This is a genomic window from Lentzea sp. NPDC055074, assembly GCF_053608005.1.
In genome coordinates this window covers 25,217-50,986 of sequence record NZ_JBSGUQ010000016.1, presented here as the reverse complement: position 1 = coordinate 50,986, position 25,770 = coordinate 25,217, and the positions used below count along the sequence as shown (strand labels likewise).

The window sequence follows — 25,770 nt, the reverse complement described above, 5'->3', positions numbered from 1 at the left end:
CAGGGTCCCAGAAGGTAGTACTCCCTCAGGCGAGTTCATGGATCTCACCCTCACTGGTAGCAGTTCGATGTAACTCCGATCACACGATTTGACTCTTCGCCGCCATCAACTCACTATCGGCCCGCCAGCGGCGCACTCGAACGGGGCTTGACAGCGTGACTCACCTGCGGGAACGGCATGTAACCATGATCGCGCTGGGAGGTGTGATCGGAGCGGGCCTATTCGTGGGCACAGGCGCAGGAATAGCCCTGGCGGGCCCAGCGGTCCTGATCTCCTTCGCCCTGGCCGGTTTCCTGGCCCTGCTGATCATGCGCATGTTGGGGGAAATGGCAGCCGAACACCCCAGCGGCGGCGCCTTCTCCGTACACGCGGAGAAGGCAATCGGTCCCTGGGCGGGCTTCACGGTCGGCTGGACCTACTGGGCGACCGTGGGCGTGGTGCTGGCGGTGGAAGCCACAGGAGCGGCCAAGATCGCATCCGGCTGGGTCCCGGCAGTCCCGCAGTGGGCCTGGGTCCTGATCTTCATGGCCGCCCTGACGGCGATCAACCTGGCGAACGTCCGCAACTTCGGCGAGTTCGAGTTCTGGTTCGCGGGCCTCAAGGTAGCCGCGATCGTCCTCTTCCTGCTTCTTGGCACAGCGGCCATCGCGGGCCTGCTCCCGAACGTGAGCTCCCCCGGCACCGGCAACCTGAGCGACTTCCTCCCCCACGGCTGGTCAGGCGTGATCGCCGGCTTCGTGGCCGTGGTGTTCGCGTTCGGCGGCCTGGAGGTCGTCACGATCGCCGCCGCGGACGCCGAAGACCCCAGGCACGCCATCAAGAAGGCGGTCCGGACGTCCATGACCCGGCTGCTCGTCTTTTACCTCGGCTCGATGGCCGTCGTGGTGACACTCCTGCCGTGGAACGACTCCGAGGTGGGCGCGAGCCCGTACGTCGCGGTGCTCAACCGGATCGGGATCCCCGCGGCCGGCCAGATCATGAACGTCGTCATCTTCGTGGCGCTGCTGAGCGCCATCAACGCCACCCTCTACGGCGCCGCGCGCATGCTGAGCTCGCTGGCCGAACGCGGTGAGGCACCGAAAGCGTTGCTGCGCAAGAAGAACGGGGTGCCTCGCAACGCGGTGCTGGCGTCCACGGCGTTCGGCTTCTTCTCCGTGCTCCTCAACTACCTGTGGCCGGACACCGTTTTCCTGTTGCTGCTCAACGCGGTCGGCTCGGCGCTGCTGGTCGTCTGGGCGTTCATCGCCGTCTCGCAGATCCGGTTGCGCCGCACCACACCGAACCCCTCGGTCCCGATGTGGGGCTACCCGTACCTCTCGTGGCTGGCGCTGGCGGCGATCGCCGCGATCATCGTGCTGATGCTCAGCGACGAGCAGGCCCGCGGGCAGATCCTGTCCACGGGCGTGCTCGTCGCCGTCGTCGCCGCGGTGGCGCTCAGCAGGTCGGCCCTGCGCCTGCGCGGCCACGATCGAACGTGATGGATCAGCCGGTGACGTTCTTCAACCGGTAGGGCTTGTATTTGGTGTTCGTCAGGCCGTACGTGAGCACGCGGTGGTCGGTGCCGTGGCTGCCGCGCTGCTCATAGGCCATGTACTGCGACTTGTCCGCCTTCGTCCACTTCTCGAAGATCACGACGTGGCGGAAGTCGTCGCCGGGCTCGTCGACCGGGTCGATGAACAGGTCACCGGGCTTCATGTCCGCGATCTTGATGGGCGTCGTGTACTTGCTGGTCGCGAGAGCGACCGTGTTCGGGCCGCCCTTGGGATTCGCGTTGCCCAATGTAGCGGCCATCGAGACAAATCCCGAACAATCCTGCCGGTACCCGTCCTTCCAGTACTTCGACATGCTGTACGGCACCTGCTTGCCGTTGTTCGCGGTCAGCCAGACGGCCGCCCGCTTGAGCAGGTCGACCCTGCTGATCTGCGCTTCTGCCGTCGCGGACGCCGCTGGAGCACCTACGAGGGTGAACGCGAACAACGCAGCGATCACAGCTGAAATGAATTTCACCATTTCCCCCTGCATCGAGAAGAGCGAATCTCGTGACTCCACCGGAGCACGGGGCGGGAAGCGAAGTCAAGGATCGTTCCGGGAACTGCCGGAGTTCTCCGACTTTAGTGTTAACTCGCTCAAGTCCTAGTCCCCACCATCGTGGGAACTAGGCGCTGTCCTGCAAGTTCGTTCGGTGACAGGCGCGGGCGAGAGACCCGGAGGCGGTGCCGCCGCCACGCCCTCATACCGGGCGTATTCGGGCGTTGCGGCGGTGCCGCCTCCGCAGCCCTCGGCCGCTACTGTCGCCCAACGAGACTTGCAGGACAGCGCCTACGCCGACCTGCTCTGCGGGGTCAGCAGTTCGTTGATCGAATCGAGGGAGATCCCCAGCGCACCGGCGAGAGCGGCGATGGTGAAGAACGACGGCGTGGGGGCGCGTCCCGTCTCGATCTTGCGCACGGTCTCGGCGGACAGGCCGGCACGGGCCGCGATCTCGACCATGCTCTCGTCACCGCGGGCGTCCCGCAGCATCTGACCGAGCCGCCTGCCGCGCTCCCGTTCCAGTGACGTCAGGGGGATGCGCACCATGCCTGCGGATTCTACGCGAAACAGACGCTCCGGGTGACGTGAGAAAAGTCCGTTGCGAGCCCTGACGATCTCGACGTAGGTTCGCAGTACACACGAGAGGAGGTGGTCCGAAGTTGTATAGCAACAGGACTCGTGAGGTGGCTGTCCGATAGGACCGCCTTTTGGTGACGCCTAGTCGTAAACCCAGGCAGCCACCCGACCCCCGGACTCTGAGCGCTGGTCCCGCTCAGCCTGCTCACGCAGGAGTCGTCCGGGGGTTGTCCCGTTCAGGGCTCCAGCACGCCGCTAGGCCTTCCGCACGGCCACCAGATCGGCCACGAACGCGTCGAACGCCTCGGTGAACTTCTCCGCCCGCACCACGGCAGACGGGTGCACCGTCACCCCGACCCGCAGGCTGTCGTGCTCCAGCACCTCACCGCGGTGCTCGGTCAGCTTGAACGACGGCCCCAGCACCGCCTTGGCCGCCACGGCCCCCAGCACGACCACGATCCGGGGCTTCACCACCCGGATCTCCTCGCGCAGCCACGGGAAGCACGCCACGACCTCGCTGCGCCGCGGCGTCGCGTGGATCCGGCGCTTCCCCCGTTCGGTGAACCGGAAGTGCTTCACCGCGTTCGTCAGGTACGTCTTCGAACGATCTATGCCCGCGGCCGCGAACGCCTTGTCCAGCAACCGACCGGCCGGGCCGACGAACACGTGACCCTCGGTGTCCTCGTGATCACCAGGACACTCGCCCACCATCATCAGCCGCGCCGGCACCGGACCCTCGCCGAAGACGGTCTGCGTGGCGTCGTGGAAGAGGTCACACCCGTGGCAGCTCTTCGACGCAGCACGCAGCACCGCCCAGCTCTTCCCCTCGGGGACGAACTGGGCGGCGCCCGCTACTTCGCTACTTGTCGGACTTGAAGGCATCCTTGACCTTCTCGCCCGCCTGCTTGAGGGAGCCCTTGGCGCGCTCGGCGCGGCCCTCGGCCTGCCACTGCTCGTTGTCGGTGGCGTCGCCGACGGCTTCCTTGGCGCGACCCTTGAGCTCTTCGGCCTTGTTCTCGAACTTCTCCTCGGCACCCATGCAACTCGGTTACCCGGCGAGCACCGTCCGAAACAGTTGATAAGGTGATCACTCGCGGTTGAGAACCCAGCCGCAAGCCGATGTGACGGCTTGCTCTGGGTGTGCCCGCCTTTCGCAATGCAGCTCCAGAGCCCGTCGTCACACCGGCATGCCGCTGTGACCATGACGACGCGAAAGGAGTCGGCGGTGTCGTCCGCGAGAATCACCGCCCTCGAGGCCGAGGTGGCGGGGCTGCGCAAAGCTCTGGTGTCCCGGACAGTCATCGGGCAGGCCACAGGCCTGATCGCCGCACGCAAACCCTGCACACCCCAGCAGGCGTTCCAGCTGCTGGTGCACATATCCCAGCACCACAACATCAAGCTGCACGTCGCCGCCGACCGGCTGGTGACGGCGTTCGTGCACGCGCAACTAGGACGGCCCGTCGACCTGGCCGACCAGATGCTGTGGGATCACGTCGACGCGACCACCGCGAACGAGTCCGGTGAGAGCGACGACGGGATCGCCGAGGAAGTCAGCAGCACGTCTCCCTGAGGCAGCGGGACGGGGGTCGTGCCGAGGTTGACCACGACGCGGATCGCTCCGCGGTGCAACACGAAGCACTCCCCGTCCTGCACCACCGCGAACCTGTCGAGCCTCGGGTCGGCCAGCTCCGGGCGGGAGCGGCGCAACGCGATCAGAGCGCGGTAGACGTCCAGGACCTCGCCGTGCTCGCCCTCGCGGACCTCGTCCCAGCACAGCCGCGAGTTCTCGACGGTCTGCGGTGACATCGGGTCCGGTACGTCCGATTCGCCCCAGCCGTGCCGGGAGAACTCACGCCGCCTGCCGGTGCGGACGGCCTCCGCGAGCTGCTGGTCCGGGAACGACGCGAAGAACTGCCACGGCGTCGACGCAGCCCACTCCTCCCCCATGAAGATCATGGGCGTGTAGGGCGAGGTGAGCACGATCGCCGCCGCGCACAACAACTTCCCCGTGGGCACGGTCGCGGACAGCCTGTCCCCCGCGGCCCGGTTGCCGATCTGGTCGTGGTTCTGCGTGTACGCGAGGAACCGGTGGCCGGGGAGCAGCGACGTGTCGACCGGCTTGCCGTGGTGCTTCCCGCGGAACGACGACCAGGTGCCGGCGTGGAAGAACACCTCCTCCAGCGTGTTCTTCACCGCTCCGGGCGCCGCGAAGTCCTCGTAGTAGCCGAACGTCTCACCCGTCAGTGCGACGTGCAGGCAGTGGTGCAGGTCGTCCGACCACTGCGCGTGCAGGCCGTAGCCGCCGCCTTCGCGCGCTGTCACGAGCTTCGCGTCGTTCAGGTCGGACTCGGCGATCAGCGTGAGCGGACGGCCGACGGACGCGGAGAGCGCGTCCACCTCGACGGCCAGCTCCTCAAGGACGTGGGTCGCCCGCTGGTCCGCCAGGGCGTGCACCGCGTCCAGCCGCAGGCCGTCGACGTGGAAGTCCCGCAGCCACTGCAGCGCGTTGTCGAGCACGTACCGGCGGACCTCGTCCGACCCCGGCCCGTCGAGGTTCAGGCCGGGGCCCCAGTCGTTGCGCCCGGCGAAGTACGGCCCGAACTTGTCGAGGTACGCGCCGGACGGCCCGAGGTGGTTGTAGACCACGTCGAGCAGCACGGCGAGGCCACGGGCGTGACAGGCGTCCACGAACCGCTTGAAGCCGTCCGGGCCGCCGTAGGGCTCGTGGACGGCGCCCCACAGGACGCCGTCGTAACCCCAGCCCTCGACGCCGTCGAAGCTGTTGACCGGCATGACCTCGACGAACGAGATGCCGAGGTCCACCAGGTGGTCGAGCTTGCCGATGGCCGCGTCGAACGTGCCCTCCGGCGTGAACGTGCCGATGTGCAGCTCGTAGATCACACCGCCCGGCAGCGCCCGGCCGGTCCACCCGCTGTCGGTCCACTCGAAGTCGTGGCGGTACACCCTGGACGCCTCGTGCACCCCGTTCGGCTGCCACAGCGACCGCGGGTCCGGGTACGCGTTCCCCTCGATGACGAAGGCGTAGTCGGTGCCCCCGCCGCCGAGATCGGTCTCGGCGGCGTGCCACCAGTCACCGTCGCGCTTCATCTCGTGGTCGAGACCGTCGACGCGCACGTGCACCGACTCGGGCGTGGGCGCCCAGACGGAGAAGCTCACTGATCCCCCTGCACCAGCAGCGCTACCGGATAGGTGTCGAGCAACGAGGCCAGGTCCGCGGTCGCCGGCCGTCCGGTGAGGACGTCCGTCCACTTGGTACCCGGCAACGGCAGAACTGTGTCCTGCCAGCCCTTCTGCTCCAGCCCGACCGGCAGCCGCGTCGCCACGGTGATCACGCCGGAGCGCTCGAACGCCAGCACGTGCTCGGCTGCCGGGCCCTCGGCGTGCAGCGGGCGGTAACCGTGCAGGCCGCGCTTGCGCACGTGCAACGCCTTCTGCACCACGAGGAGCTTGGCCGCGCCCGAGTCGTCGACCTCGGGCAGCCAGCCGGACTCGATGCGCGCCAACAGGTCCCGGCGCACGTCGTAGTCGACGGGCCGGCGGTTGTCCGGGTCGACCAGCGAGAAGTCCCACAGCTCGGTGCCCTGGTACACGTCCGGCACGCCGGGCGCGGTGAGCTGGACCAGCTTCTGCCCCAGCGAGTTCGACCAGCCGGGCGCCTTGATCCGCTCGGCGAACGCGGCGACCTCGGGCTCGTTCAGCGCCTTCGCGGGCCACGCGGCCACCTCGGCGTCGAACTCGGCGTTCCGGTCGACCCACGACGTCTTGATCTTGGCTTCGCGGGAGGCCTTCTCCAGGTACCCACCGAGTCGCTCCTCGGTGAGCGGCCACGCGCCGACGAGCGACTGCCAGGCCAGGCGGTTCAGCGACGGCTCGGAGAGGCCGTGCTTCTCGCTCATCGCGGCCTCGAACGCCAGGTACTCGTTCGGGATCTCCGCCAGGACGGCGAGCCGCGCCCGGACGTCCTCCGAGCGTTTGGTGTCGTGCGTCGACAACGCGGTCATCGCGGCCGGCTCCGCGGCCTCGCGCCGCGCCGCGCGCTGGTGGAACTCGCCGACGGACAGCCCGAAGCGGTCGGGTGAACCGCCGACCTCGTTGAGCGCCACGAAGTTCGTGTACCGGTAGAACGCGGTGTCCTCGGTGCCCTTCGCGACGACCATGCCGGACGTCTGCTGGATCCTCGTCGCCAGCTCGCCTTGCGGGTCGGCGCGGACCTGCTCGTCCAACGCGCGCACGGCGGACGACCTGGACCGCGCGACCGCGGTCTCCCAGTGACGCAGGCCTTCCGGCAGGTACGACCGGTAGACCGGGAAGTTGACCATCACCTCGGCGACGGCCCGGCAGGCGTCCTCGAACTCGACGCCCTGCACGAGCCGGGCGATGCGGCGCACCTCGGCCACCAGGATCGAGTCCGCGACCTGCCGCCGCGACCTGTGCTCGATCTCGTGGAAGTCGCCGCTGAAGGCGTCCCTGGGCGCGATGAACACGCCGCAGACCTCGCGCAGCGCGTCGTAGCCCGTGGTGCCGTCGACCGGCCAGCTCTGCGGCAGCGCCTCGTCCGGCCCGAGGATCTTCTCGACGACGAGCCAGCCGTCGAAGTGCTCGCGCAGCCGCCGGAAGTAGCCGCCGGGGTCGGCGAGCCCGTCCGGGTGGTCGATGCGCAGGCCCGTGACGCCCCACGACAGCACCGCGCGGTGCGTCGCCTCGAACACCTCCGGGTCCTCGACCCGGATCGCCGCGAGCTCGGTGATGTCGAAGAACCTGCGGTAGTTGAGCTCGGTGTTGCCCCGCCGCCAGTTCGCCTTCAGGTAGTGCTCGTGGACCTCGTCCTCGGCGTCCTCGCCGAGGACCGGCAGCAGCACCTTGCCCGACGACCAGTCGATGTCGAAGTACCGCGCGTACTGCGAGGCCTGGCCGTGTTCGAGGACGTCCTCCCACCACGGGTTCGGCACGACCATGTGGTTCGGCACGATGTCCACGACCAGCCCGAGGTCCTGCGCCTTCAGCTGCTCCTGGAGCGCGACCCGCCCGGCGTCACCACCGAGCTCGGGCCGCGCCTTCGTCGGGTCGGTGACGTCGTAGCCGTGCGTCGAGCCCTCCCGCGCGTCGAGCATCGGCGACGCGTACAGCGCGCCGACGCCCAGGCGCGCCAGGTAGTCCGCGACGGCGGCGGCGTCGGCGAAGGTGAAGGACGGGGTGAACTGGACGCGGTACGTCGAGGACGGCGCGCGCATCAGCCGACCCGCTGCAGCACGACGAGCGACCGCGCCGTCAGCGTGAGCTCACCGGACGCGGGGATCGGCTTCTCGGTGCCGCCGACCAGACCGGTCGTGGTGTCCACGACGACCCTCCACTCAGGACCGTACTCCAGCTCGGGCAGTGTGACCTCGATGTCCTCGTAGTGCGCGTTGAAGGCCATCAGGAACGAGTCGTCCGTCACCCGCATGCCGCGCGAGTCGAGGTCGGGGATGCCCTCGCCGTTGAGGAAGACGACGATGCACTTGCCGAGGTCGTCCTCCCAGTTCTGCTCGGTCATCTCCTCACCCGTGGGCGTGAACCACGCGATGTCGCGCAGCTCGTCGCCCTTGCGGATCGGCCGGCCCGCGAAGAACCTGCGGCGGCGGAACACCGGGTGCGCCTTGCGGAACGCGGCGAGCGCCGAGGTGAAGTCGGCCAGCTCCGCGTTCGCCTCCAGCAGCGACCAGTCGACCCAGGAGACCTCGTTGTCCTGGCAGTATGCGTTGTTGTTGCCGTTCTGCGTGCGGCCGAACTCGTCGCCGTTCACGATCATCGGCACGCCCTGCGAGAGCAGCATCGTCGCCATCAGGTTGCGCCGCTGGCGCCGCCGGAGCGTGAGGATCTCCTCGTCGTCCGTCGGACCCTCGACACCGCAGTTCCAGGACCGGTTGTGGCTCTCGCCGTCCTGGTTGTCCTCGCCGTTGGCCTCGTTGTGCTTCTCGTTGTACGACACCAGGTCGTTCAGCGTGAAGCCGTCGTGGGCCGTCACGAAGTTGATCGACGCGTACGGACGGCGGCCGTCGTCCTGGTAGAGGTCGCTGCTGCCCGTGATGCGCGAGGCGAACTCGCCGAGCGTCGCCTGCTCACCGCGCCAGAAGTCGCGCACGGTGTCGCGGTACTTGCCGTTCCACTCCGTCCACAGTGGAGGGAAGTTGCCGACCTGGTAGCCACCGGGACCGACGTCCCACGGCTCCGCGATCAGCTTGACCTGCGACACCACCGGGTCCTGCTGCACGACCTCGAAGAACGTCGCCAGCCGGTCCACGTCGTAGAACTCGCGCGCCAGCGTGGCCGCGAGGTCGAACCGAAAGCCGTCGACGTGCATCTCGGTGACCCAGTAGCGCAGCGAGTCCATGATGAGCTGCAGCGTGTGGGGCGACCGCACGTTCAGCGAGTTGCCCGTGCCCGTGTAGTCCGTGTAGTACTGCTGGTCGTCGTCGACCAGGCGGTAGTACGACTCGTTGTCGATACCGCGCATCGACAGCGTCGGCCCGAGGTGGTTGCCCTCCGCCGTGTGGTTGTAGACGACGTCGAGGATGACCTCGATGCCCGCCTGGTGCAGGGCGCGCACCATGCCCTTGAACTCCTGCACCTGGTTGAGCGGCAACGCCGCGTAGCCGTCGTGCGGAGCGAAGAACCCGATCGTGTTGTAACCCCAGTAGTTGCTGAGCCGCTTCTCCTGCAACGTGTGGTCGTTGACGAACTGGTGCACCGGCATCAGTTCGACCGCGGTGATGCCCGTCTTGGTGAGGTGGTCGATCATCACCGGGTGCGCGAGACCCGCGTACGTGCCCCGCAGACGCGGCGGGATCTCCGGGTGGTCGATGGTGAGACCGCGAACGTGCGCCTCGTAGATGACGCTCTCGTTGTACGGCGTCTTGGGCAGCCTGTCGTTCGTCCAGTCGAAGAACGGGTTCACCACGACGGACTTCGGCACGTGGGGCGCCGAGTCGGTGTCGTTGCGCTCCTCCGGCGACCCGAACTTGTACCCGTACAGCGCCTCGTCCCACGCGAGGCCGTTCGAGATGGCCTTGGCGTACGGGTCGATCAGCAGCTTGTTCGGGTTGCACCGCAGACCGCGGGAGGGGTCGTGCGGGCCGTGCACTCGGTACCCGTAACGCTGGCCGGGACCGATGCCCAGCAGGTAGCCGTGGTGGACGAAACCGTCCACCTCCGGCAGCCTCACCCGTGTCTCCGTGCCGTCGTCGTCGAAGAGGCAGAGCTCGACGTACTCCGCGACCTCGGAGAAGAGGGCGAAGTTGGTGCCCACGCCGTCATATCCAGCGCCAAGCGGATAGGGCCTTCCTGGCCAGGGTCGCACGATGCTGTTGCTCCTCGTCACAAGCGGCGGGCCTACCGACAGACCATATCCGGGCGGCGAGGTGCTTGCACCACACCGATTCCGGCGGTCCAGGTCCTCGTCTGACCCGGTTTCCCGGTGCGAGGTGAACGCTTCCCGGCCACCGGCCCGCGCACCGCGGGTCTCCCGGCCGGATCCACGTCCGTTCGAGCCTTGCGGCTCCAGGTCTCCAGCCTCTCCGGTACCTGCGTTCTCCCCAGCAGCAATGCTCTGGGGTCGTGTGCGGCGTTCAGATCCCGATCGACCACTACCCCGCTCGCCCCGTGGCGAAACACCCCGATGTACGACTGCGGCACGGTTTTCACCACACCGCGATCCGAGAGGGTCTTCGGCGACGGGCGCCAGGGGTCTGCCACGACCGGATGACTACCCCGCCATCGCGGTCCGCACGCCCCCTGTCGGCGCACTCCGGCGACGGCCCCGGCGGGTCGCCGGCCGCGCGGCATCCCGGACGCGGTGAGGTCCGGGGCGCGACTTCGCTCTCGGTCAGGTCCCGGATCAACGCGGGCAGCGCCCACGGCAGGACCCCGGTCGAACGCGACCCTCCCGGCGCCACGAGGCGCGGACGAAGCCCGCGTCTGTGCCGGGGTCGGGTCCAATGCGAACCGGTGGGTCTGGTGGACGATCACACTGCGAACCCTACGAGCGGGCACCGACAATTCAGGGCCCATTACGGAAAGGTTCTCACGAGAGTGGGAGCGGCTTAATTCGATCGTGTGATCGTCATCCACCGGCGACTACCGAATGCGGTCAAACTCCTTCGTGTGCGAGAACCAACTGCCCACGTGCGGCCATGAGCAACGTGCGTGCCTCCTGGATCTCCACGTACTTCAGGTGTTCACAAGCCGCCTCCGCGCACGCCAGCGCGTGCTGCAGGGCCGTGTTGTCCTCCACGGGACCAGCGTCCCGCAGCGCGTCACGCAGGGATTCCTCCGCGCGCCGTGCCCCGACCACCGGGTCGCCGAGCGCGGTCGGCCTCACCGAAGCGAGGACCTGCTCGACGGCCAGTTCAAGCACGCCGGTCGATGTCCGCGTGCCCACGGCTGAACTCATTTGGTACGCCACCTCCAAGAACGTTCGTCTTCCGCCGTCCGGTGACGGCCTTACAGTACTACTCAGATCTATGACCTGCCGTTACGCAAAAGTTTCATCTTTGCGGTTGCGCAGTGGCCGGGTGACTTCCCGGACCCGTGGGAAAAATTCGTCCAGCGCCACGGGTAGGGGAATTCTCCAGTTCGGGTGCTCGTCGATCGTGCCCGGCACGTTGGGCTGCCGGGTCTCCCGCAGAGCGTCCTGAGGTGAGGTCAGGACCAACGCGCAGGGTGACTGCGCGAGCAGTTCGTGGGCGCCCTCGACCCGGTCCGAGGTCGTGACGCCCTCCTGGCGCATCAACGCGTCGAAGTCGGGGCCGTCCGGCCCGGCGAAGAACGTCGCGGCGGTCGGCAGGTCGTGCGTCGAGATGCTGGCCATCTGGTTGGGATTCCACTGCGACGGCGGGACCAGCGGGTGGCCCTCGGCGTAGTAGTCGCGCTGGAAGTAGAGGACGGCACTGGTCAGCATGCCGTTCTCCTGCAGGGTCTTGGTGACGATCGGCTCGACCGTGCCGAGGTCCTCGCCGACCACGACGGCGCCCGCGCGGTACGCCTCCAGCGCGAGCACGCCGAGCATGGCGTCCGCGTCGTAGTAGACGTACGTGCCGCGCGACGGCGGCTCGCCCGGCGGGATCCACCAGAGCCGCCACAGGCCCGCGACGTGGTCGATGCGGATGCCGTCCGCGTGCTTCAGGACGCTGCGCAGCACCTGCCGGAACGGCCGGTAGCCGGTCTCGGCGAGCTTGTCCGGGCGCCACGGCGGCAGGCCCCAGCCCTGGCCGTCCGCGCTGAACGCGTCGGGCGGCGCACCGACCGTGACGTCGATGGCGAACACGTCGGGGTCGGCGAACGTGTCGGCGCCGCCGGGGGCCACGCCCACCGGGAGGTCGTGGATGACGCCGACGGCCATGCCGGCCTCGTGCGCGGCGAGCCGGACGTCCTGCAGCTGACGGGTGCAGAGGTGCTGGAGCCAGGCGTAGAAGCCGACTCGCTCGGCGGGTGCGTCCGCGCGGTCGGCAGGCCACTCGCGCCAGTCCGCGCCGTGGATCTCGGCGAGCGCGCAGTACGTCGCGAACTTCTCCAGCTCGGCGTCCATCTCGACCTCGCCGCCGGGGAAGAGCAGCTCTAGGGCCTGCCTCTTCGCCTCCCAGACGGCGTCGTAGTCGATCAGGTCCTGGTTGCCGGGCTTGAGGTCGCGGATGAGCTGCCGGGTGCGCGGGCAGGCCTGCAGGAACTCGGCGGTGTCGGTGACGCGCAGGTACAGCGGGTTCACGAACCGGCGGGTGGTCGGTGAGTACGGCGAGCGCTCGACGGGGTGCGTCGGCGCCGGGGCCTGCACGGGGTTGACGAGCACCACGCCGGCGTCGAGCTCGAGGGACGAGCGGCGCGCGATCGTCGCGAGGTCGGCGAAGTCGCCCATCCCCCACGACTCCTTCGAGCGCGCGGCGTAGAGCTGCAGCATCCAGCCCCAGGTGTGCGGCACGTCCGGCAGCGTCCTCGGCGCGACGGCGAGCGTGACGGTCTGCTCCGGCGTCACCACGCGGTGCCAGCCGAGCGGGAGCGAGTCGGGGAGGTGCCGTTCGACGGCGAACGAGGTGCCGTCCTCGAGCTCGATGGTCGCCGGCCCGTGCAGGTCGTACGTCTCGTACTCGCGGACGACGATCGTGGGCGGGAGCTTCTGCTCGGCCCTGCGCCGCTCGACGTCGGCGAGCGCGCGGGCGACCGAGTCCTCAGTGGACGCGTCGACGCCGAACTGGGCCAGGACCTTCACGACGACCTCGAGATCGACCACGACCTCTTGCTGGTCCGCGTTTTCGTACCGAGTGGCCACGCCCCAAGCGTCCGCCAGCCGCGCCACCAACTTCTCCACAACTACAAGCTATGTCACAGCCCGGTCCGCATTACCAGAGCAAATGGTCCCTGGTCACCCGAAGGGTGCAGGCCGGTCGGGACACCTACGCAGAGATGCATTTACTTAGACATCCGATGCTTCACTTGGAACAGCCACGACCGCTTCGACCTCGACGAGGAAGTCGGGCCCGAACAACGCGGCGACCTGAACCAATGTGCTGGCCGGGTTGGGCACGTTCCCCAGTGCGGGACGCAGGATTTCGTCACGCACGTCGCGAATGGTCTGAACCTCCGAGGCGTCCAGCACGAACCAGGTGAACTTGACGACATCCGACCAGTTCGCGCCCAAACCTCGAATGATGTGATGAAGATTGCCCAGCGCCTGCCGGGTCTGCGCCGCCAGGTCGTCCACGCCGACCACGCACCCCCTGGCGTCGACCGCGACCTGACCGGAGACGAACGCGAGCGTGCCGGTGACCGTCACGGCGTGCGCGTAGCCGGGGGTGGTGGGCAGGTCGGGGAGCTCGGTCAGGCGCTCAGCGGCGGGCATGGCGCCACAGTACTCAGGCGACCGGCCCGCTGGAGTTGCGCACGACCAGCCGCAACGGGTGCTCCGCCGGCTCGACCTCGCCGCCCCGGATCAGCGTGAACAGGTCGGCGACCGCCCGTTCCCCCTGTTCCTTGGCCGCGCCCTCGACGGCGGTCAGCCCGACCACGCGGGTGAGCTCCTGCCCGTCCAGCGACACGATCGACACCTCGTCCGGCACCGACCGCCCGTCCCGCTGCACGCGCAGGAAGATCCCCACCGCCGCGGCCCCGTTCGAGCTGATCACCGCGGTGGGGAGGCGTTCGCCGTCGAGCAGCACGTCGACCACCTGTTCGCCGCCGTCGACGGTCGGCGAGCACCACACCGTCCACTCGGGACGGACCTCCAGCCCGGCGGAGATGAGGATCTCGTCGTACGACTCGTCCTCGCCGTCGGACAGCACCAGGGCCACGTCGCGATGACCCAGAGCCACCACGTGGGACACCGCGGTCTGCAACGCGTGGCGGAGGTCGGTGTCGTCGACCGCGACGTGCGGGACCTCCAACGACTCCAGCGCCGTCCGCTCCGCTGAGGACAGCGACATCGACAGCAGCAGCACACCGTCCACCCGGCGCCCGAGCGGCAGCTCGCCGAAGAACTTCGCGCGCCCGGCGGCGTCGCCCAGGACGTAGAGCAGCACGTCGTACCCGGCCTGCCGCAGCGCGCCCTCCGCACCCGCCAGCACCGGGCTGACCTCGGACGTCAGCACCGCGATCGCGTACCGGCGGCCACCGGCCAAAGAGGAGGCGTCACGCGCGATCGCGTACTTCATCCGCCGCGCGATCTCGCTCACGTGCTGCCTGGTCGCCTCGGACACGCCCGGTTCGCCCCGCAGAGCACGCGATACGGTCGCAGCGGACACCCCTGCGGCCTTGGCCACGTCGGACATGCTGGTCACGGCCCGAGCGTATTGGAGATCCATGAAGCCCGGCGACCTCGCCCCCGACTTCTCCCTGCCCGACCAGGACGGCACCGAGCGCAAGCTGTCCGAACTGCTCGCGAACGGCCCGGTCGTGCTGTTCTTCTACCCCGCCGCGATGACGTCCGGGTGCACGGCGCAGAGCTGCCACTTCCGCGACCTCGCGGCCGAGTTCGCCGAGGCGGGCGCGCAGCGCGTCGGGATCTCGATGGACGACGTGGCCAAGCAGAAGCAGTTCGCCGAGCTGAACGGCTTCGACTACCCGCTGCTCTCCGACGTCGCGGGCGAGGTGGCGGAGCAGTTCGGCGTGAAGCGCCGGTTCGGCATCACCCCGGTCAAGCGGCACACGTTCGTCATCGGCGCGGACCGCCAGATCATCGAGGTGATCAAGAGCGAGTTCTCGATGAACGCGCACGCGGACAAGGCGCTGGAGGCTCTCAGGAGTCGGTGATCGTCAGCACGCCGTAGGGCCCGGAAGCCTTGCCCTCGCGGACAGTCGTGCCGTCGACGGTGTACCTGCCGCGCACCTCGGCGCCGTCCGGGCCCGCGACCACCACGAGCATCACGGACTTCGAGGCGGTGTCGGCGGGCACCTCGACGGTGCGCGTCCACGGCAGCGTCACGCTCGGCTCGTTGTGGATGGTCGTGCCGACGGTGGCGGTGACGTTGAAGGCCTTGCCGGTGCCGGTCACCTCGAACACGACGACCCGTTTCGCGGGCGCGGCGGGCGGTTCGGGCACCACGGCGGGCGGCGGTCCCGGCTCGGGTTCGCCCTGCCGCACGGCGTCGCTCGCCGCGTCGAACACGCGAGGGCCGTACACCACGCCGCCCACCGCCAGCAGCGCGATGACCAGCAGGAGGATCCACGGGCCTTTGCGCGTCCTGGGCGGGTCGCCGTGCAACGGCGGTGCGAGGCCGTACTCCGGTGGCTGGTGCGACATGGGGACCCCCTCGTGGGGTTTGTCGACCTCCTGTCGGCCGTCGTTACCGCCGCACAGCCGCGATCAGCGCACCCGCGAGGTCCAGGTACTCGTCGACGGAGCGCGCGGTCTGCTGGAAGTCGGCGAACACCTCGCCCACGACCCCGCCGACCATCCGCGCGTAGTCCGCGAGCTGCCCGACGGTGCCGGTGTGCGGCACGTGCGCCGGGTCGGCCTTCTCCGTCGTGACCTGCGGGTTGACCCGCAACGGGAACCGCAGCTCGTCCGGGTCGCGGCCGAACGCCGAGGCCTGCTTGCGGATCGACGCGACGGTCGCGGTCAGCGCCGGCAGCGGCAGGCCGACGGCGAGCCAGCCGTCCGCGCGCCGGGCCACGCGGGTGAACGCGGCCGGCACCAGTCCCGCGAGCAGCACGGGCGGGCGCGGGCGTTGCACGGGCCGCGCCCTCACCACCGACTCCGGAACCGTCCACAACGGACCTTCGTGCGCCACGACGTCGCCGTCCGACCAGAAGGCGTCGAGGACGTCGAGCGTCTCCTCCAGCCGGGCACCGCGGCCGGCCCACGGCACACCGGCGGCCTGGTACTCGTCGCGCGACCACCCGGCACCGATGCCGAGGTCGATCCGCCCGCCGCTGAGCTGGTCGAGCGTCGTCACGGTGCGGGCGAGCAGGGCGGGCGGCTGCCAGAGCGCGTTGAGGGTGCTGGTGCCGAGCCTGGCCCGCGAGGTCGTCGCCGCCACCGCCGCGAGCAGGGTCAGCGGGTCCAGGAAGTTCTCGTACTCGGCCGGGACGACGCCGTCACGGCTGACGTACCGGTCGCGCGGGGCGGTCGGCAGCAGCAGCCGGTCGCCGACCCACAGGCTGTCGAAGCCCAGTGCCTCGGCCTCGGCGGCCACCCGGAGCGTGACGGAGGGGTCGGCGAAGCGGCCGTACTGGGGCAGGGCGAGTCCGAGCCTCACGCGGCGAGCCCCGCCAGCACGAAGTCCCCGATCTCCCCGGCCAGCTGACCAGGCGTTTTCGGTCCGTCCGGCCGGAACCACATGGGCAGCTGGTTCACCACGCCGAGCGCGATCCGCACCACCGTGTCGGCGGGGACGAGCGAGCTGAACTCGCCGTCCGCCTGCCCCTTCTCCACGACCGCGAGGAACGTCTCGTGGTAGCGGCGGCGTTCGGCGCGGAAGTCCGTCATCCGGTCCTCGCCGAGGCGGTGCAGCTCGCGGACGAACACGGCCGTCTCGTCGACCCGTTCGGCCGTCGAGGTGACGAGCGACGCGAGGATCTCGCGCACCGTCTCGCCGGCGGGCAGGCCCAGGGCGATGATCCGGTCCATGTCGGCCGCCTGTGCCGTGATCAGCAACCGGTAGATCTCGAAGAGCAGGTCGTCCTTCGACCGGAAGTAGTGGTACAGCGCGCCCTTGGTGACCTCGGCGGCGTTGACGATCTCCTGCACCGAGGTCGCGTCGTAGCCCTGCGACGCGAACAGGCGCACGGCCGCGTCGATGATCTTCTGCTCGGTCGCGCTGGACACCGGGCTACCTCTTGGGTGCGAGCGCGCGCACCTGCTCGACCTGGTCTCCCCCGGTCGGGAGCAGCGCGATGATCGGGGTGTCGACGCCGTTCGCCTGGTACTCGGCCACGCGGTCACGGCACTGGTCGAGCGACCCGTGCACGACCAGCGCGTCCACGACCTCGTCCGGGATCGACTTCGACGCGGCCTTGCGGTCGCCCGCGGCCCACGCCTCGTGCATCGGGCGCAGCGCCTCGCCGCGGCCCAGCCAGTCGTGGAACGCCGCGTACGCGGGCACGGTCAGGTAGGTGCTGATCAGCATGCGTCCGAGTGCGCGAGCGGCGTCGGCGTCCTCGGTCGGGCAGACGAAGATGCGCGCCGCGAGCTCGGCGTCGCCCAGTTCCTCGCGCACCTGCGGCACGTCGGTGGCGGCGAGCCAGTTGGTGATGGCGCCGTCGGCCTCGCGACCGGCCAGGCGCAGCATGTTCGGGCGCAGCGCCGCGAGCATGATCGGCACCTTCTCGGCCGGCGGGCGCTCGAGCTTGAAGCCCTTCACCGAGAACGTGTCGTAGTCGGCGGAGACCTTCTCGCCCGCGAGCGCGGACTTGAGGAAGCGCAGCGTGTCGCGGGTGCGCTTGAACGGCTCCTCGAACGGGATCGCGTTCCAGCGCTGCACGATCGCGGGCGACGACGAGCCGATGCCCAGCACGAACCGGCCGCCGGTCACCTCCGCGAGCGTCGCGGCGGTCATCGCCAGCGTGGCGGGGCCGCGCGTGTAGACGGGCGCGATCGCCGGGCCGAAGCGCAGCTCGGAGGACCACTGCGCGGCCAGGGCGAGCGGCGTGAACGCGTCGGTGCCGGTCGTCTCGGCCGACCACACGTCCGTGTAGCCGAGCCCGGCGAGCTCGGACACCAGCGCGCGGTGCTCCAGCACCGGCACACCGATCAGCGGCAGCGTGATTCCCCAACGAGCCATGAAAGCCTCCAGGTGAGCAACTTCGCCGCCACCCTACCGACCGGTCGGTATGTCCACAACCTCACCTCTTGCGGGCCATGGTCAGGCCGTCCGCGATGGGCACGAGCACCGACTCGACGCGCGGGTCGGTCCGCACGAACTTGTTGAAGGCGTTGATCGCGGCGGCGTTGCCCACGGGCTGCTCGGCGGCGGCCTCGCCGTAGTAGAGGGTGTTGTCGGCGAGCAGCAGGCCGCCCTGGCGCACGCGCGGCACCAGCAGGTCCCAGTAGTGGACGTAGCCGACCTTGTCCGCGTCGAGGAACACCAGGTCGATGACCGGTTCCTCCGGCATCTCAGCCAGGGTCTGGGCGGCCGCGCCGAGTCTCAGCTCGATCCGGTCGCGCACCCCCGCCGCCTGCCAGGCCTCCTCGGCGATCGCGGTCCACTCGGGCGAGACGTCGCAGGTGATGACCTTGCCGGACGGCGGGAGCGCCTGCGCGAACGCCAGCGTGGAGTACCCGGTGTAGGTGCCGACCTCGACCACGGTCTGCGCGCCGGTGAGCTTGACCAGCAACGACAGCAGCACCGCCTGCTCGTGCGGGATCTGCATCTCCGCCGAGTCGCCGAGCTCCAGCGTGCGGGCGATGAGCTTCTCCTGCACCGCGCTGGGCCGGCCTGCCTGCTCGCGCACGTAGCGGTAGATCTGCTGGGTCATGACCACGGCCTTGAAGTCGTTCACGCGCGGCCTTCTCTCATAGTCGGGTGGCGAACGTCCTGAGTGTCTCTCCGTACTCGCTCCTCAGCGGGCGTTTCGCGAGGTCGTGACCGATCGCGGACAAGATGGCGGCGCGGTGGGCCCGGTAGCGGCTCACGCACACGTTCTCCCGGCTGACGAGGAAGAACTCGTCGAACCGGGCCCGTTCGGCGTCGGTGGTGGTCGTGGACGACCGGCCGGACTCGCGCAGCAGCGACGGCCCGCCGGGCACGAGTCTGCGCATGACCTCCATGTGTGCCACCAGGTTCGCCTTGCTCGCGGAGGAGAGCGGTGCGGACGCCACGGGCCCCAGTGCGGTACGGGCCTGGCGCAGCAGGCCGGGCAGGGGCTCGTAGTCACGCGCCCACCGCCCGCTGAACGCCGGGTCGAACGTCACCATCATCGGCCGGATGACGTCCTCGTACATCTCACGGGAACAACTGCCCGAATAGGCGAGCATCACCGAGTACGCGTCGTATCCAAGCGCAGTGACGCGGACTAGCTGCGAATCAGGCTCGCGTATCAGCCGATCGAGTGAAGCCGAAAGAAACTTCCAGACCAGAAATGCGCCGTGGTGGCCGAGAAACCACCGGTGCACGGCGCGTTCCACCGGGTCTTCCGGGGTGCGGATGACGATCGGGAGCTCGAAACAGCCGTTCGCGCACGGAATCAACTCCGTCCCCGGCATCGGCATTCGCAGCACCGGCAGGTCCACCCAGGTGTGTCCCCAAGCGGGGAGACAGACGGGAGCACTCATCATGCACTCTCCACTTCGGACACGAGACCGTCGAGGACGTCCGCCATCCGGCCCAGCGCACCGTCCAGCGGCCGATCCTCCACGATCGGCGGCACCTCGTGCGCCAGCCTGTCGAACACCGCCGCGAGCCGCGGTGACTGCGGGCGGCGCGCGCCGACGTGCACGGCCTGGCGCAGCGCGATCGCGACCCCGGCGTGCAGGTACCGCAGCATCCTCGACTGGTCGAGCGCGGTGAGCGCGGCCTGCGTGCCGAACGGGACGACGTCCTGGTTGTGCAGGTTCGTCGGCAGGCTCTGCATCGAGGCGGGCGCGGCGGCCCTGCGCATCGCGGCGACGGTGGCGGTCATCGAGAGCTGCACGCCCTGCAACGCGTGGTGCTGGCCGGGAACCGGGCTGAGCATCGGCGGCAACCCGTTGTTGCGGTGGGGATCCACCAGCAGGTCCAGCTGGCGTTCGGCCAGGTTGCCCAGCTGCACCAGGGCGACGTTGAGCTGGTCGGCCGCGAAGGCGCTGGGCTGGCCGAAGAAGTTGCCGCCGTGCACGACCTCCCCGGTCTCCGGGAAGAACAACGGGTTGTCGCTCACGCCGTTGAGGTCGCGGCGCACCACCTCGTCCGCGTGCCGCACGCTCGTGCCGGCCGCGCCGATCAGCTGGGGCGTGCACCGGATGCTGTAGGGCTCCTGCAACGACCGCTCCCCGGATGGCGTACTGCCCTCGAGCCACGTTCGGATGGACGCACCCGTCTCAGCGACGTCCGGATGCCCGAACGCGGCCAGTAGTCCAACCGACGTGAACTCGGTGCCGCACCCCAGGACGTCGGTCATCAAGGCGGACAACAACTCCGCGATCCGGCGCGCGCGGACCGCCTGCGCGACAGCGAGTCCGAGTGCTGCGGCGGTCACCGAAATTCCGTTCACCAGCGCGAGCGCGTCCCGCCCATCGAGCGCGAGCTTCCCCAGTCCCGCCCTTGTGAGCGCTTCTTCCGCCGGCATCAGTCTTCCTTGGAAGAACGCGTTGCCGTTACCGCGCAAGGAATGCGCCACGTAGGCGAGCGGCTGGAGGTCGCCGCTGGCACCGAGTGAGCCCAAACGTGGTACCGCTGGGGCGAACTCGGTGTCCAGCATGGCAGTCAGCGAGTCCACGACCTGCTGAGACACTCCGGATCGCCCCTGCGCCAACGAGAACAGGCGGGCGAGCACGGCCGCGCGCGCGACGGCCGGCGGCAGCAGTTCACCGTGGCCGACTATGAGGTGGATTATGACGTTGTCGCACTGGCTGGAGCTGTCCGCGCGGCCCGCGAACTCGACGAGCGGGCCGAAACCCGTTGTGACGCCGTAGATGGCGCGCCCGGAGGCGCTGACCTCCATGACGAACTCGCGACACCGGGCGATGCGGTGGCGCACGTCCGCCGGCAGTTCGACGTGGACCGGGCCGCAGGCGAGTTCCAACTGGGCGGGTTCGAGGTGTGCGGCCAGATTCAGGGCAGCAGAAGAGGTTCCGACAGGCACGACGCCTCCTGAGGACGGTGGGGAGCCACTCGCGACGATCCCGGTTGACCGGTCGACGAGTAAGGGCCTTATGTACGCACTAAGCGAGGAAAATTTCTCAACTCTGCTCGAGCGCGTTCACGGTGCCGGGAGAGCTGATCGGACTCTCCGCGCACGATTCGGCCCAAAAGATCGGTGGACTGGTCCACTGGGGTGAACCTGTCGTCACCGCAAGAGAATGTCCTTTCACACCAACGACAACAGTGATCGGCAGCCTCACCGCGCGCCGTCCCTCAGGAGACGGCGCGGGATCTTGCCTGAAAAGGACCTCGGTATCTCTCGCACGAACTCAACCTGGCGGATCTTCTTGTGCGGCGCCACCTCCTCCGCCACGAATGCGCTCGGCTCGTCCGTCGCGACGTCGCCTTGCGTGACCACGAAGGCGTGGCGGATCTCACCGTTGATCCGATCGGGGCACCGATCACCAGACAGCGGTTCGCGTGGGGAACCGGCCGTTGTGGACGCTCACGGCCGGATTCCACGTCACAGTCGAATTTCCGCGTTCGGCTTGTTCGGCTGATGATGCCGTTGCACACCAAGCCTTTGGCCGTGGTCTCGACCAGGCACACCCGTTCCGCGACGTGAGCTTTTCGTTGTGCCGCGCGCGTTCCAGGACATGGCGCGACTCCGGCCACACCACCGTGCGTCGTGCACGGCGGCGTGGCCGGAGACCCTCAAGACTTTTCGTGTTCAGGCGGGCGAGCTAGAGACTCACACCGCGCTCGGCGAGCCACCCGACGGGGTTGATCTTCTGCCCACCACTGGCCCACACCTCGAAGTGCACGTGCGGCCCGGTCGACTGCCCGCGGTTGCCGATCGTCGCGATCTGCTGCCCGGCCTTGACCTTGGCGCCCTGCGGCACGTCGATGGTGTTCATGTGCCCGTAGACGGTGATGGTGCCGTCGTCGTGCTGCACGCGCACCCACAGCCCGAACCCGGACGCGGGCCCGGCCTCGACGACCGTGCCGTCCATGACGGAGACGATCGGCGTGCCGATGGCGTTGGCGATGTCGATGCCGTTGTGGCTGGTGCCCCAGCGGGCGCCGAAGCCGGACGTGAACGACCCCTGGGCGGGCCGCACGCACTTGGGACGCTTCGCCTCTTCCTCGGCGGCGACACGAGCAGCCTCGACCTTGGCGGCCTCCTGACGCTTCGCGTACGCGCCCTCGGCGGACTTGAGCGCCTCGGCGACGTGGAACTGCGCCTGGATCTGCTCGGCCTGCAGGAGCTTGCGAGCCTCGGAGCCGGTCTCGACGGAGTGAATCGTCTGCGGCCCGTCCTGCTGCGGCGGCGCGGTCATCGCGGCAGCGAGGGTCTTGGTGGCCGCGACGGGCGCGATGATGCGATCGACCGGGCCGACGGCCGTGGCCGCCTGGGCGAAACCGGCGCCGGCGAGGGCGCCTGCGGCGACAACCACCGCGACGGCCTTCTTGCGGTCCAGGTCCACTCTGGTGATGACGTCGACCAGCGGACCCTTCGCTCGATGCCGTGCCAAACCTGCCTCCATGCACTCGGGGGAGTTCGGCAACCGCGCTTCGCCTGGCGTCGGGGGGCCTGGCTGCGGGCTTCGGGGGCCCGGTGGTGGACTGGACCGCTTCGGGGTGCGTTCCGTGTCCTTGCGGTTATCGAACCGTGACATGCGGCGCAGAACGTAACCTCGCGTGACCGACGCGGGCAAGCCAAGTGGGTGTTCAGGTGATTAGGCCCACTGCTCGTCACTTTGGGTAGTCGAGTCGTTTAGGGCATGGTCAAGGCGCTTTGGACCAATCCCCGGGTTGGTGTTTGTACTGGTCAGTCGCTTTATCGTGAAAGGTTTGCCGGGGGTGGGGGCGGGGATGGGCCGGCTGGGGTGGTTACTTCGGGTGGCTGGGGTCGTTTGGGCGCGTTTGTGTCTCGGGGGCGGCTTGCGTTGGGGGGCGCCGGTTCCAGCGGGGTGGTCGCCTGCCGTGCGTTGTGTCGCCTTGCGTGGGTGGTTGCGCAGGCCTTGACGTGGCGGTGCGGGTCATCGCCGCTTCGCGACGATCGCGATTGGGGCTTGACCTCGAGCCTCTAGCTGGATGCCATATCGGACCTTTAAAAGCTGGGCATAACAACCCAGCCGATCCCTGCCACGGTCGCATCCAGCCCCTCAAGGTCAAGCCCCAATCGCGCGGTGCCCACCTTGTCGCCGCTGACCAGGCTGGTAGAGGTACGCACGCCTCGGCTTCGCCATTGCCGCTGGCGGCAAGGCGGCTCGGCTTCGCCTTTGCCCGACGCGTCTGGAGGCACGCCTCGGCTCCGCCATTGCGATTGACGACAAGACCCCGACCGCCCCGCCTGGCCCGACCGCCTCGCCCGTCCCGACCTGCCCGGCACAACCGCCTTGCAGTCCTGCCCCCGCCCGCTCTGCCTCGCCCGCCCTGCCCTGCCTCGCCCGCCCTGCCCTGCCTCGCCCGCCCTGCCCTGCCTCGCCCGCCCCGACCTGCCCGCCCCGCCCTACCGTCCCGACCTGGCCTGACCCGCTCGCCCCGACCTGCCCGACCTGACCCGCCTGGCCTGCCCAGCTGCCCTGCCCTCTCACCTCCCCAGCCCTCTCGCCTCCCCAGCCCTCTCGCCTCCCCAGCCCTCTCGCCTCCCCAGCCCTCTCACCTCCCCGGCCCTCTCGCCTCCCCAGCCCTCCCAACTCCCCCCAACGCAAAGGGCCGCCGGACGCCCCTGGCGTCCGACGGCCCCAAGCCGATCGATGCTTACTTGTACTTCGCCGCCGCCGGAGGCAGCGGTGCCACCGGCAGGCCCTCGTGGATCACCTTCATCGCGTTGAACCACGTGGGTGCCGCGACCTGACCACCGAACACACCCGAGTTGCTACCCCCGCACAGGCGGATCGGGTTCGCGCAGATCACCTCGGGGCGGTTGCCGTCGGCGTAGGTCATGACGGCGCCCGCGTACTGCGGGGTCGCGGCCAGGAAGGCGACCGACTTGTGCTCTTCGGTGGTGCCCGTCTTGCCGATGGTCGGGCGGTTCCAGCCGCTGCCGCGCGCCGCGTCTGCCGCCGTGCCGCCTGCGATCGTGTCGTGGGACATGCCCTGGGCCAGCGAGTTGGCCAGCTCGGGGTTCACGGCCTGCTCGCAGGCCTGTTCCTTCAGCTGCATCGGCTTGCCGTAGCGGTCGAGGACCTGTTCCACCGGGCTCGGCGGGCACCAGGTGCCGCTGGAGACGATGGTCGCGGCCACGTTCGCCAGTTCGAGGACGCTCGTGGCGCCCGGGCCGAGGGTGTAGGAGCCCGCGTTGTTCTGCTTCGTCCAGTCGCCCTGCGACGGGCCGTTCGACTTGTCCTGCTTCAGAGGTTCGCCGGCTCGGTTCGCGCCCTGGAGGGTTTCGCGCATGCCCAGGCGGTAGGCCATGTCCACGGTCTGGCTGAGGCCCGCCTTCTCCTGCAGGATCACGAAGCCCGTGTTCGGGGACTGCGCGAGGGCCTGGGTCAGCGTCATCTTCTCGCCGTAGGTGCCCGCGTTCTCGACCTTCCACGGCGCGCCGCCGTTGGGGTAGACCTTCGAGTAGTAGACCTTCGGGACGTCCATGGGCTTGTCGATGCCGATGACGTTGCGCTCGAGGGCCGCGGCGGCGGTGAAGACCTTGTTCACCGAGCCGGGACCGAACGGCAGGACCTCGGCGGGCACGGGGCGGGCGACCTGGCCGAGCTCGGCCTTGTTGCCGTAGTCGCGGGAGGCGACGAGGGCGCGCACGCGGTGCTTGTCGGTGCCCGGCTGCACGACGGACATGACGTTCGCGATGCCGTTCTGGGTCTTCGGCACCTGCTGCTCGGCCGACTGCTTCGCGGCCTTGGTGGCCTTCGGGTCCATCGTGGTCTTGATGGTGAGGCCGCCGCGCTGCAGTTCCTTGTTCGTGATGCCGGCGGTGCGCAGGTAGTCGAGCAGGTAGTCGCAGAAGAAGCCGTAGATCGGGCCGTCACCGGAGCCGACGCAGCCCTTGGGCAGGATCTGCAGGTCCTCGACGACGCCCATCGGCTGCGCCTTGAACTCCTCGGCCTTCTTCTTCGCCTCGGTCTCGTCGGCGCCGAACGCGCCGTTCTCGCGCATCTTGTCGATGACGATGTTGCGGCGCTCCAGCGCCTTCTCCGGGGAGGCGCCGGGGTTCAGCGACGACGGGCGGTTCGCGATCGCGGCGAGCAGCGCGGCCTGCGGGACGGTCAGCTTGTCGGCGGTGGTGTTGAAGTACGCCTTCGCCGCCGCGCCGACACCGTAGGTCTGGTTGCCCAGCGGCACGATGTTGAGGTAGCCGGTGAGGATCTCGTCCTTGGTCATCTGCTGCTCGAGCTGCAACGCGACGCGCGCTTCGCGCATCTTGCGGCCGATGGTGGCCTCGGTGGCCTTCTCCCAGGCCTCCTGCTCGTTGTCGGCGCCGAGCACGAACGCCATGTAGTTCTTCACGTACTGCTGGGTGAGCGTCGACGCGCCCTGCGTCGCCCCACCGTCCACACCGGCCTTGGCGGCGGCACGGGCGATGCCCTGCCAGTCGACGCCCTGGTGGTCGTAGAACCGTTTGTCCTCAATGGCCAGGATCGCACCCTTCATGGTGTCCGCGATGTCCTTGGACTCCAACGGGATGCGGTACTGGTCGTACAGGTAGGCGATCGGGTCGCCGTTCATGTCCTGGATGGTGGTGACGAGCGGCAGCTCACCCTTCGCGAGGTCGCCCGACGTCTGGTCGACCGTGTCGGCCGCGCGGTTGGACGCGAGCCCGAGACCTCCGACGAACGGGAACACCATCGCGGCGAGGAGCACGCCCGCAGTCAGGCACAACCCCAGCAACTTGACCAAGCCTGACGCGCGTGCGGCGAACAACCCGCAACTCCTTCCG

24 protein-coding genes are annotated in these 25,770 nt (G+C 69.1%); 3 read left to right on the top strand and 21 right to left on the bottom strand.

All coding sequences use genetic code 11. The features are described from left to right. The first annotated feature begins 185 nt into the window (after positions 1-185). Positions 186-1,478, top strand: a complete 1,293-nt coding sequence (locus tag ACWF7A_RS30655; RefSeq protein WP_452253976.1) for an amino acid permease — start codon at positions 186-188, stop codon at positions 1,476-1,478. Positions 1,479-1,482: 4 nt separating this feature from the next. Here ACWF7A_RS30655 and ACWF7A_RS30650 read toward each other — a convergent pair whose 3' ends face one another. The 4 genes from ACWF7A_RS30650 to ACWF7A_RS30635 form a co-directional block, all read right to left on the bottom strand. Then, entirely contained in the window at positions 1,483-1,989 is a 507-nt protein-coding gene (locus tag ACWF7A_RS30650) for a hypothetical protein (RefSeq protein ID WP_452253975.1), read from the bottom strand. Between the two features lie 330 nt (positions 1,990-2,319). Then, a complete protein-coding gene (locus tag ACWF7A_RS30645) occupies positions 2,320-2,577 on the bottom strand; it encodes a helix-turn-helix domain-containing protein (RefSeq protein WP_452253974.1) in 258 nt (85 codons plus the stop codon). 285 nt (positions 2,578-2,862) lie between these two features. After that, positions 2,863-3,489, bottom strand: a complete 627-nt coding sequence (locus ACWF7A_RS30640; protein ID WP_452253973.1) for a UdgX family uracil-DNA binding protein — start codon at positions 3,487-3,489, stop codon at positions 2,863-2,865. After that, a complete protein-coding gene (locus ACWF7A_RS30635; RefSeq protein WP_452253972.1) occupies positions 3,467-3,646 on the bottom strand; it encodes a CsbD family protein in 180 nt (59 codons plus the stop codon). Before ACWF7A_RS30635 ends, ACWF7A_RS30640 begins: the two co-directional genes overlap by 23 nt. Positions 3,647-3,832: 186 nt before the next feature. Here ACWF7A_RS30635 and ACWF7A_RS30630 point away from each other — a divergent pair, with 186 nt between their 5' ends. Further along, a complete protein-coding gene (locus tag ACWF7A_RS30630; RefSeq protein WP_452253971.1) occupies positions 3,833-4,177 on the top strand; it encodes an ANTAR domain-containing protein in 345 nt (114 codons plus the stop codon). Here ACWF7A_RS30630 and treZ read toward each other — a convergent pair. The 7 genes from treZ to ACWF7A_RS30595 form a co-directional block, all read right to left on the bottom strand. Further along, complete coding sequence (gene treZ, locus ACWF7A_RS30625; protein ID WP_452253970.1) at positions 4,096-5,784, bottom strand: malto-oligosyltrehalose trehalohydrolase; 1,689 nt, start codon at positions 5,782-5,784, stop codon at positions 4,096-4,098. The two genes, ACWF7A_RS30630 and treZ, sit on opposite strands and share 82 nt — an antisense overlap. Then, on the bottom strand, positions 5,781-7,859 hold the full coding sequence (gene treY, locus ACWF7A_RS30620) for a malto-oligosyltrehalose synthase (protein WP_452253969.1): 2,079 nt from the start codon (positions 7,857-7,859) through the stop codon (positions 5,781-5,783). The genes treZ and treY overlap by 4 nt, the downstream gene beginning before the upstream one ends. Further along, positions 7,859-9,964: a glycogen debranching protein GlgX gene (glgX, locus tag ACWF7A_RS30615; RefSeq protein WP_452253968.1), complete on the bottom strand. Its 2,106-nt coding sequence runs from the start codon at positions 9,962-9,964 to the stop codon at positions 7,859-7,861. The genes treY and glgX overlap by 1 nt, the downstream gene beginning before the upstream one ends. A gap of 789 nt (positions 9,965-10,753) precedes the next feature. Further along, positions 10,754-11,056 (bottom strand): hypothetical protein, encoded by a 303-nt coding sequence (locus ACWF7A_RS30610; protein ID WP_452253967.1) that lies wholly within the window; start codon positions 11,054-11,056, stop codon positions 10,754-10,756. A gap of 81 nt (positions 11,057-11,137) precedes the next feature. After that, positions 11,138-12,964 carry a 4-alpha-glucanotransferase gene (locus ACWF7A_RS30605; protein WP_452253966.1) on the bottom strand — a complete coding sequence of 609 codons (1,827 nt, stop codon included), beginning with the start codon at positions 12,962-12,964 and terminating at the stop codon, positions 11,138-11,140. Positions 12,965-13,069: 105 nt separating this feature from the next. Then, entirely contained in the window at positions 13,070-13,495 is a 426-nt protein-coding gene (locus ACWF7A_RS30600) for a RidA family protein (RefSeq protein ID WP_452253965.1), read from the bottom strand. A gap of 13 nt (positions 13,496-13,508) precedes the next feature. Beyond that, a complete protein-coding gene (locus ACWF7A_RS30595) occupies positions 13,509-14,420 on the bottom strand; it encodes a LacI family DNA-binding transcriptional regulator (protein ID WP_452254139.1) in 912 nt (303 codons plus the stop codon). A 31-nt stretch (positions 14,421-14,451) separates the two neighbouring features. Between ACWF7A_RS30595 and ACWF7A_RS30590 the strand changes: the two genes are divergently transcribed. Continuing rightward, on the top strand, positions 14,452-14,901 hold the full coding sequence (locus ACWF7A_RS30590; protein ID WP_452253964.1) for a peroxiredoxin: 450 nt from the start codon (positions 14,452-14,454) through the stop codon (positions 14,899-14,901). Here the strand turns inward: ACWF7A_RS30590 and ACWF7A_RS30585 are convergent. The 10 genes from ACWF7A_RS30585 to ACWF7A_RS30540 form a co-directional block, all read right to left on the bottom strand. Further along, entirely contained in the window at positions 14,888-15,391 is a 504-nt protein-coding gene (locus ACWF7A_RS30585; protein ID WP_452253963.1) for an MmpS family transport accessory protein, read from the bottom strand. The two genes, ACWF7A_RS30590 and ACWF7A_RS30585, sit on opposite strands and share 14 nt — an antisense overlap. A 43-nt stretch (positions 15,392-15,434) precedes the next feature. Beyond that, the gene (locus tag ACWF7A_RS30580) at positions 15,435-16,349 is read right to left on the bottom strand and encodes a TIGR03619 family F420-dependent LLM class oxidoreductase (protein ID WP_452253962.1); all 915 of its coding nucleotides are present in this window, start codon (positions 16,347-16,349) and stop codon (positions 15,435-15,437) included. Next, positions 16,346-16,918, bottom strand: coding sequence for a TetR/AcrR family transcriptional regulator (locus ACWF7A_RS30575; protein WP_452253961.1), 573 nt, complete (start codon positions 16,916-16,918; stop codon positions 16,346-16,348). Before ACWF7A_RS30575 ends, ACWF7A_RS30580 begins: the two co-directional genes overlap by 4 nt. Positions 16,919-16,922: 4 nt before the next feature. Next, positions 16,923-17,873: an LLM class F420-dependent oxidoreductase gene (locus tag ACWF7A_RS30570; protein WP_452253960.1), complete on the bottom strand. Its 951-nt coding sequence runs from the start codon at positions 17,871-17,873 to the stop codon at positions 16,923-16,925. Between the two features lie 61 nt (positions 17,874-17,934). Continuing rightward, positions 17,935-18,591, bottom strand: coding sequence for an O-methyltransferase (locus tag ACWF7A_RS30565; protein WP_452253959.1), 657 nt, complete (start codon positions 18,589-18,591; stop codon positions 17,935-17,937). Positions 18,592-18,604: 13 nt separating this feature from the next. Then, the gene (locus ACWF7A_RS30560) at positions 18,605-19,033 is read right to left on the bottom strand and encodes a hypothetical protein (protein WP_452253958.1); all 429 of its coding nucleotides are present in this window, start codon (positions 19,031-19,033) and stop codon (positions 18,605-18,607) included. 329 nt (positions 19,034-19,362) lie between these two features. After that, entirely contained in the window at positions 19,363-20,871 is a 1,509-nt protein-coding gene (locus tag ACWF7A_RS30555) for an HAL/PAL/TAL family ammonia-lyase (protein WP_452253957.1), read from the bottom strand. Positions 20,872-21,126: 255 nt separating this feature from the next. Continuing rightward, positions 21,127-21,315, bottom strand: a complete 189-nt coding sequence (locus ACWF7A_RS30550) for an AMP-binding enzyme (RefSeq protein ID WP_452254138.1) — start codon at positions 21,313-21,315, stop codon at positions 21,127-21,129. A gap of 298 nt (positions 21,316-21,613) precedes the next feature. Then, a complete protein-coding gene (locus tag ACWF7A_RS30545; RefSeq protein ID WP_452253956.1) occupies positions 21,614-22,405 on the bottom strand; it encodes a M23 family metallopeptidase in 792 nt (263 codons plus the stop codon). 1,231 nt (positions 22,406-23,636) lie between these two features. Then, entirely contained in the window at positions 23,637-25,754 is a 2,118-nt protein-coding gene (locus ACWF7A_RS30540; RefSeq protein WP_452253955.1) for a transglycosylase domain-containing protein, read from the bottom strand. Positions 25,755-25,770 lie beyond the last annotated feature (16 nt).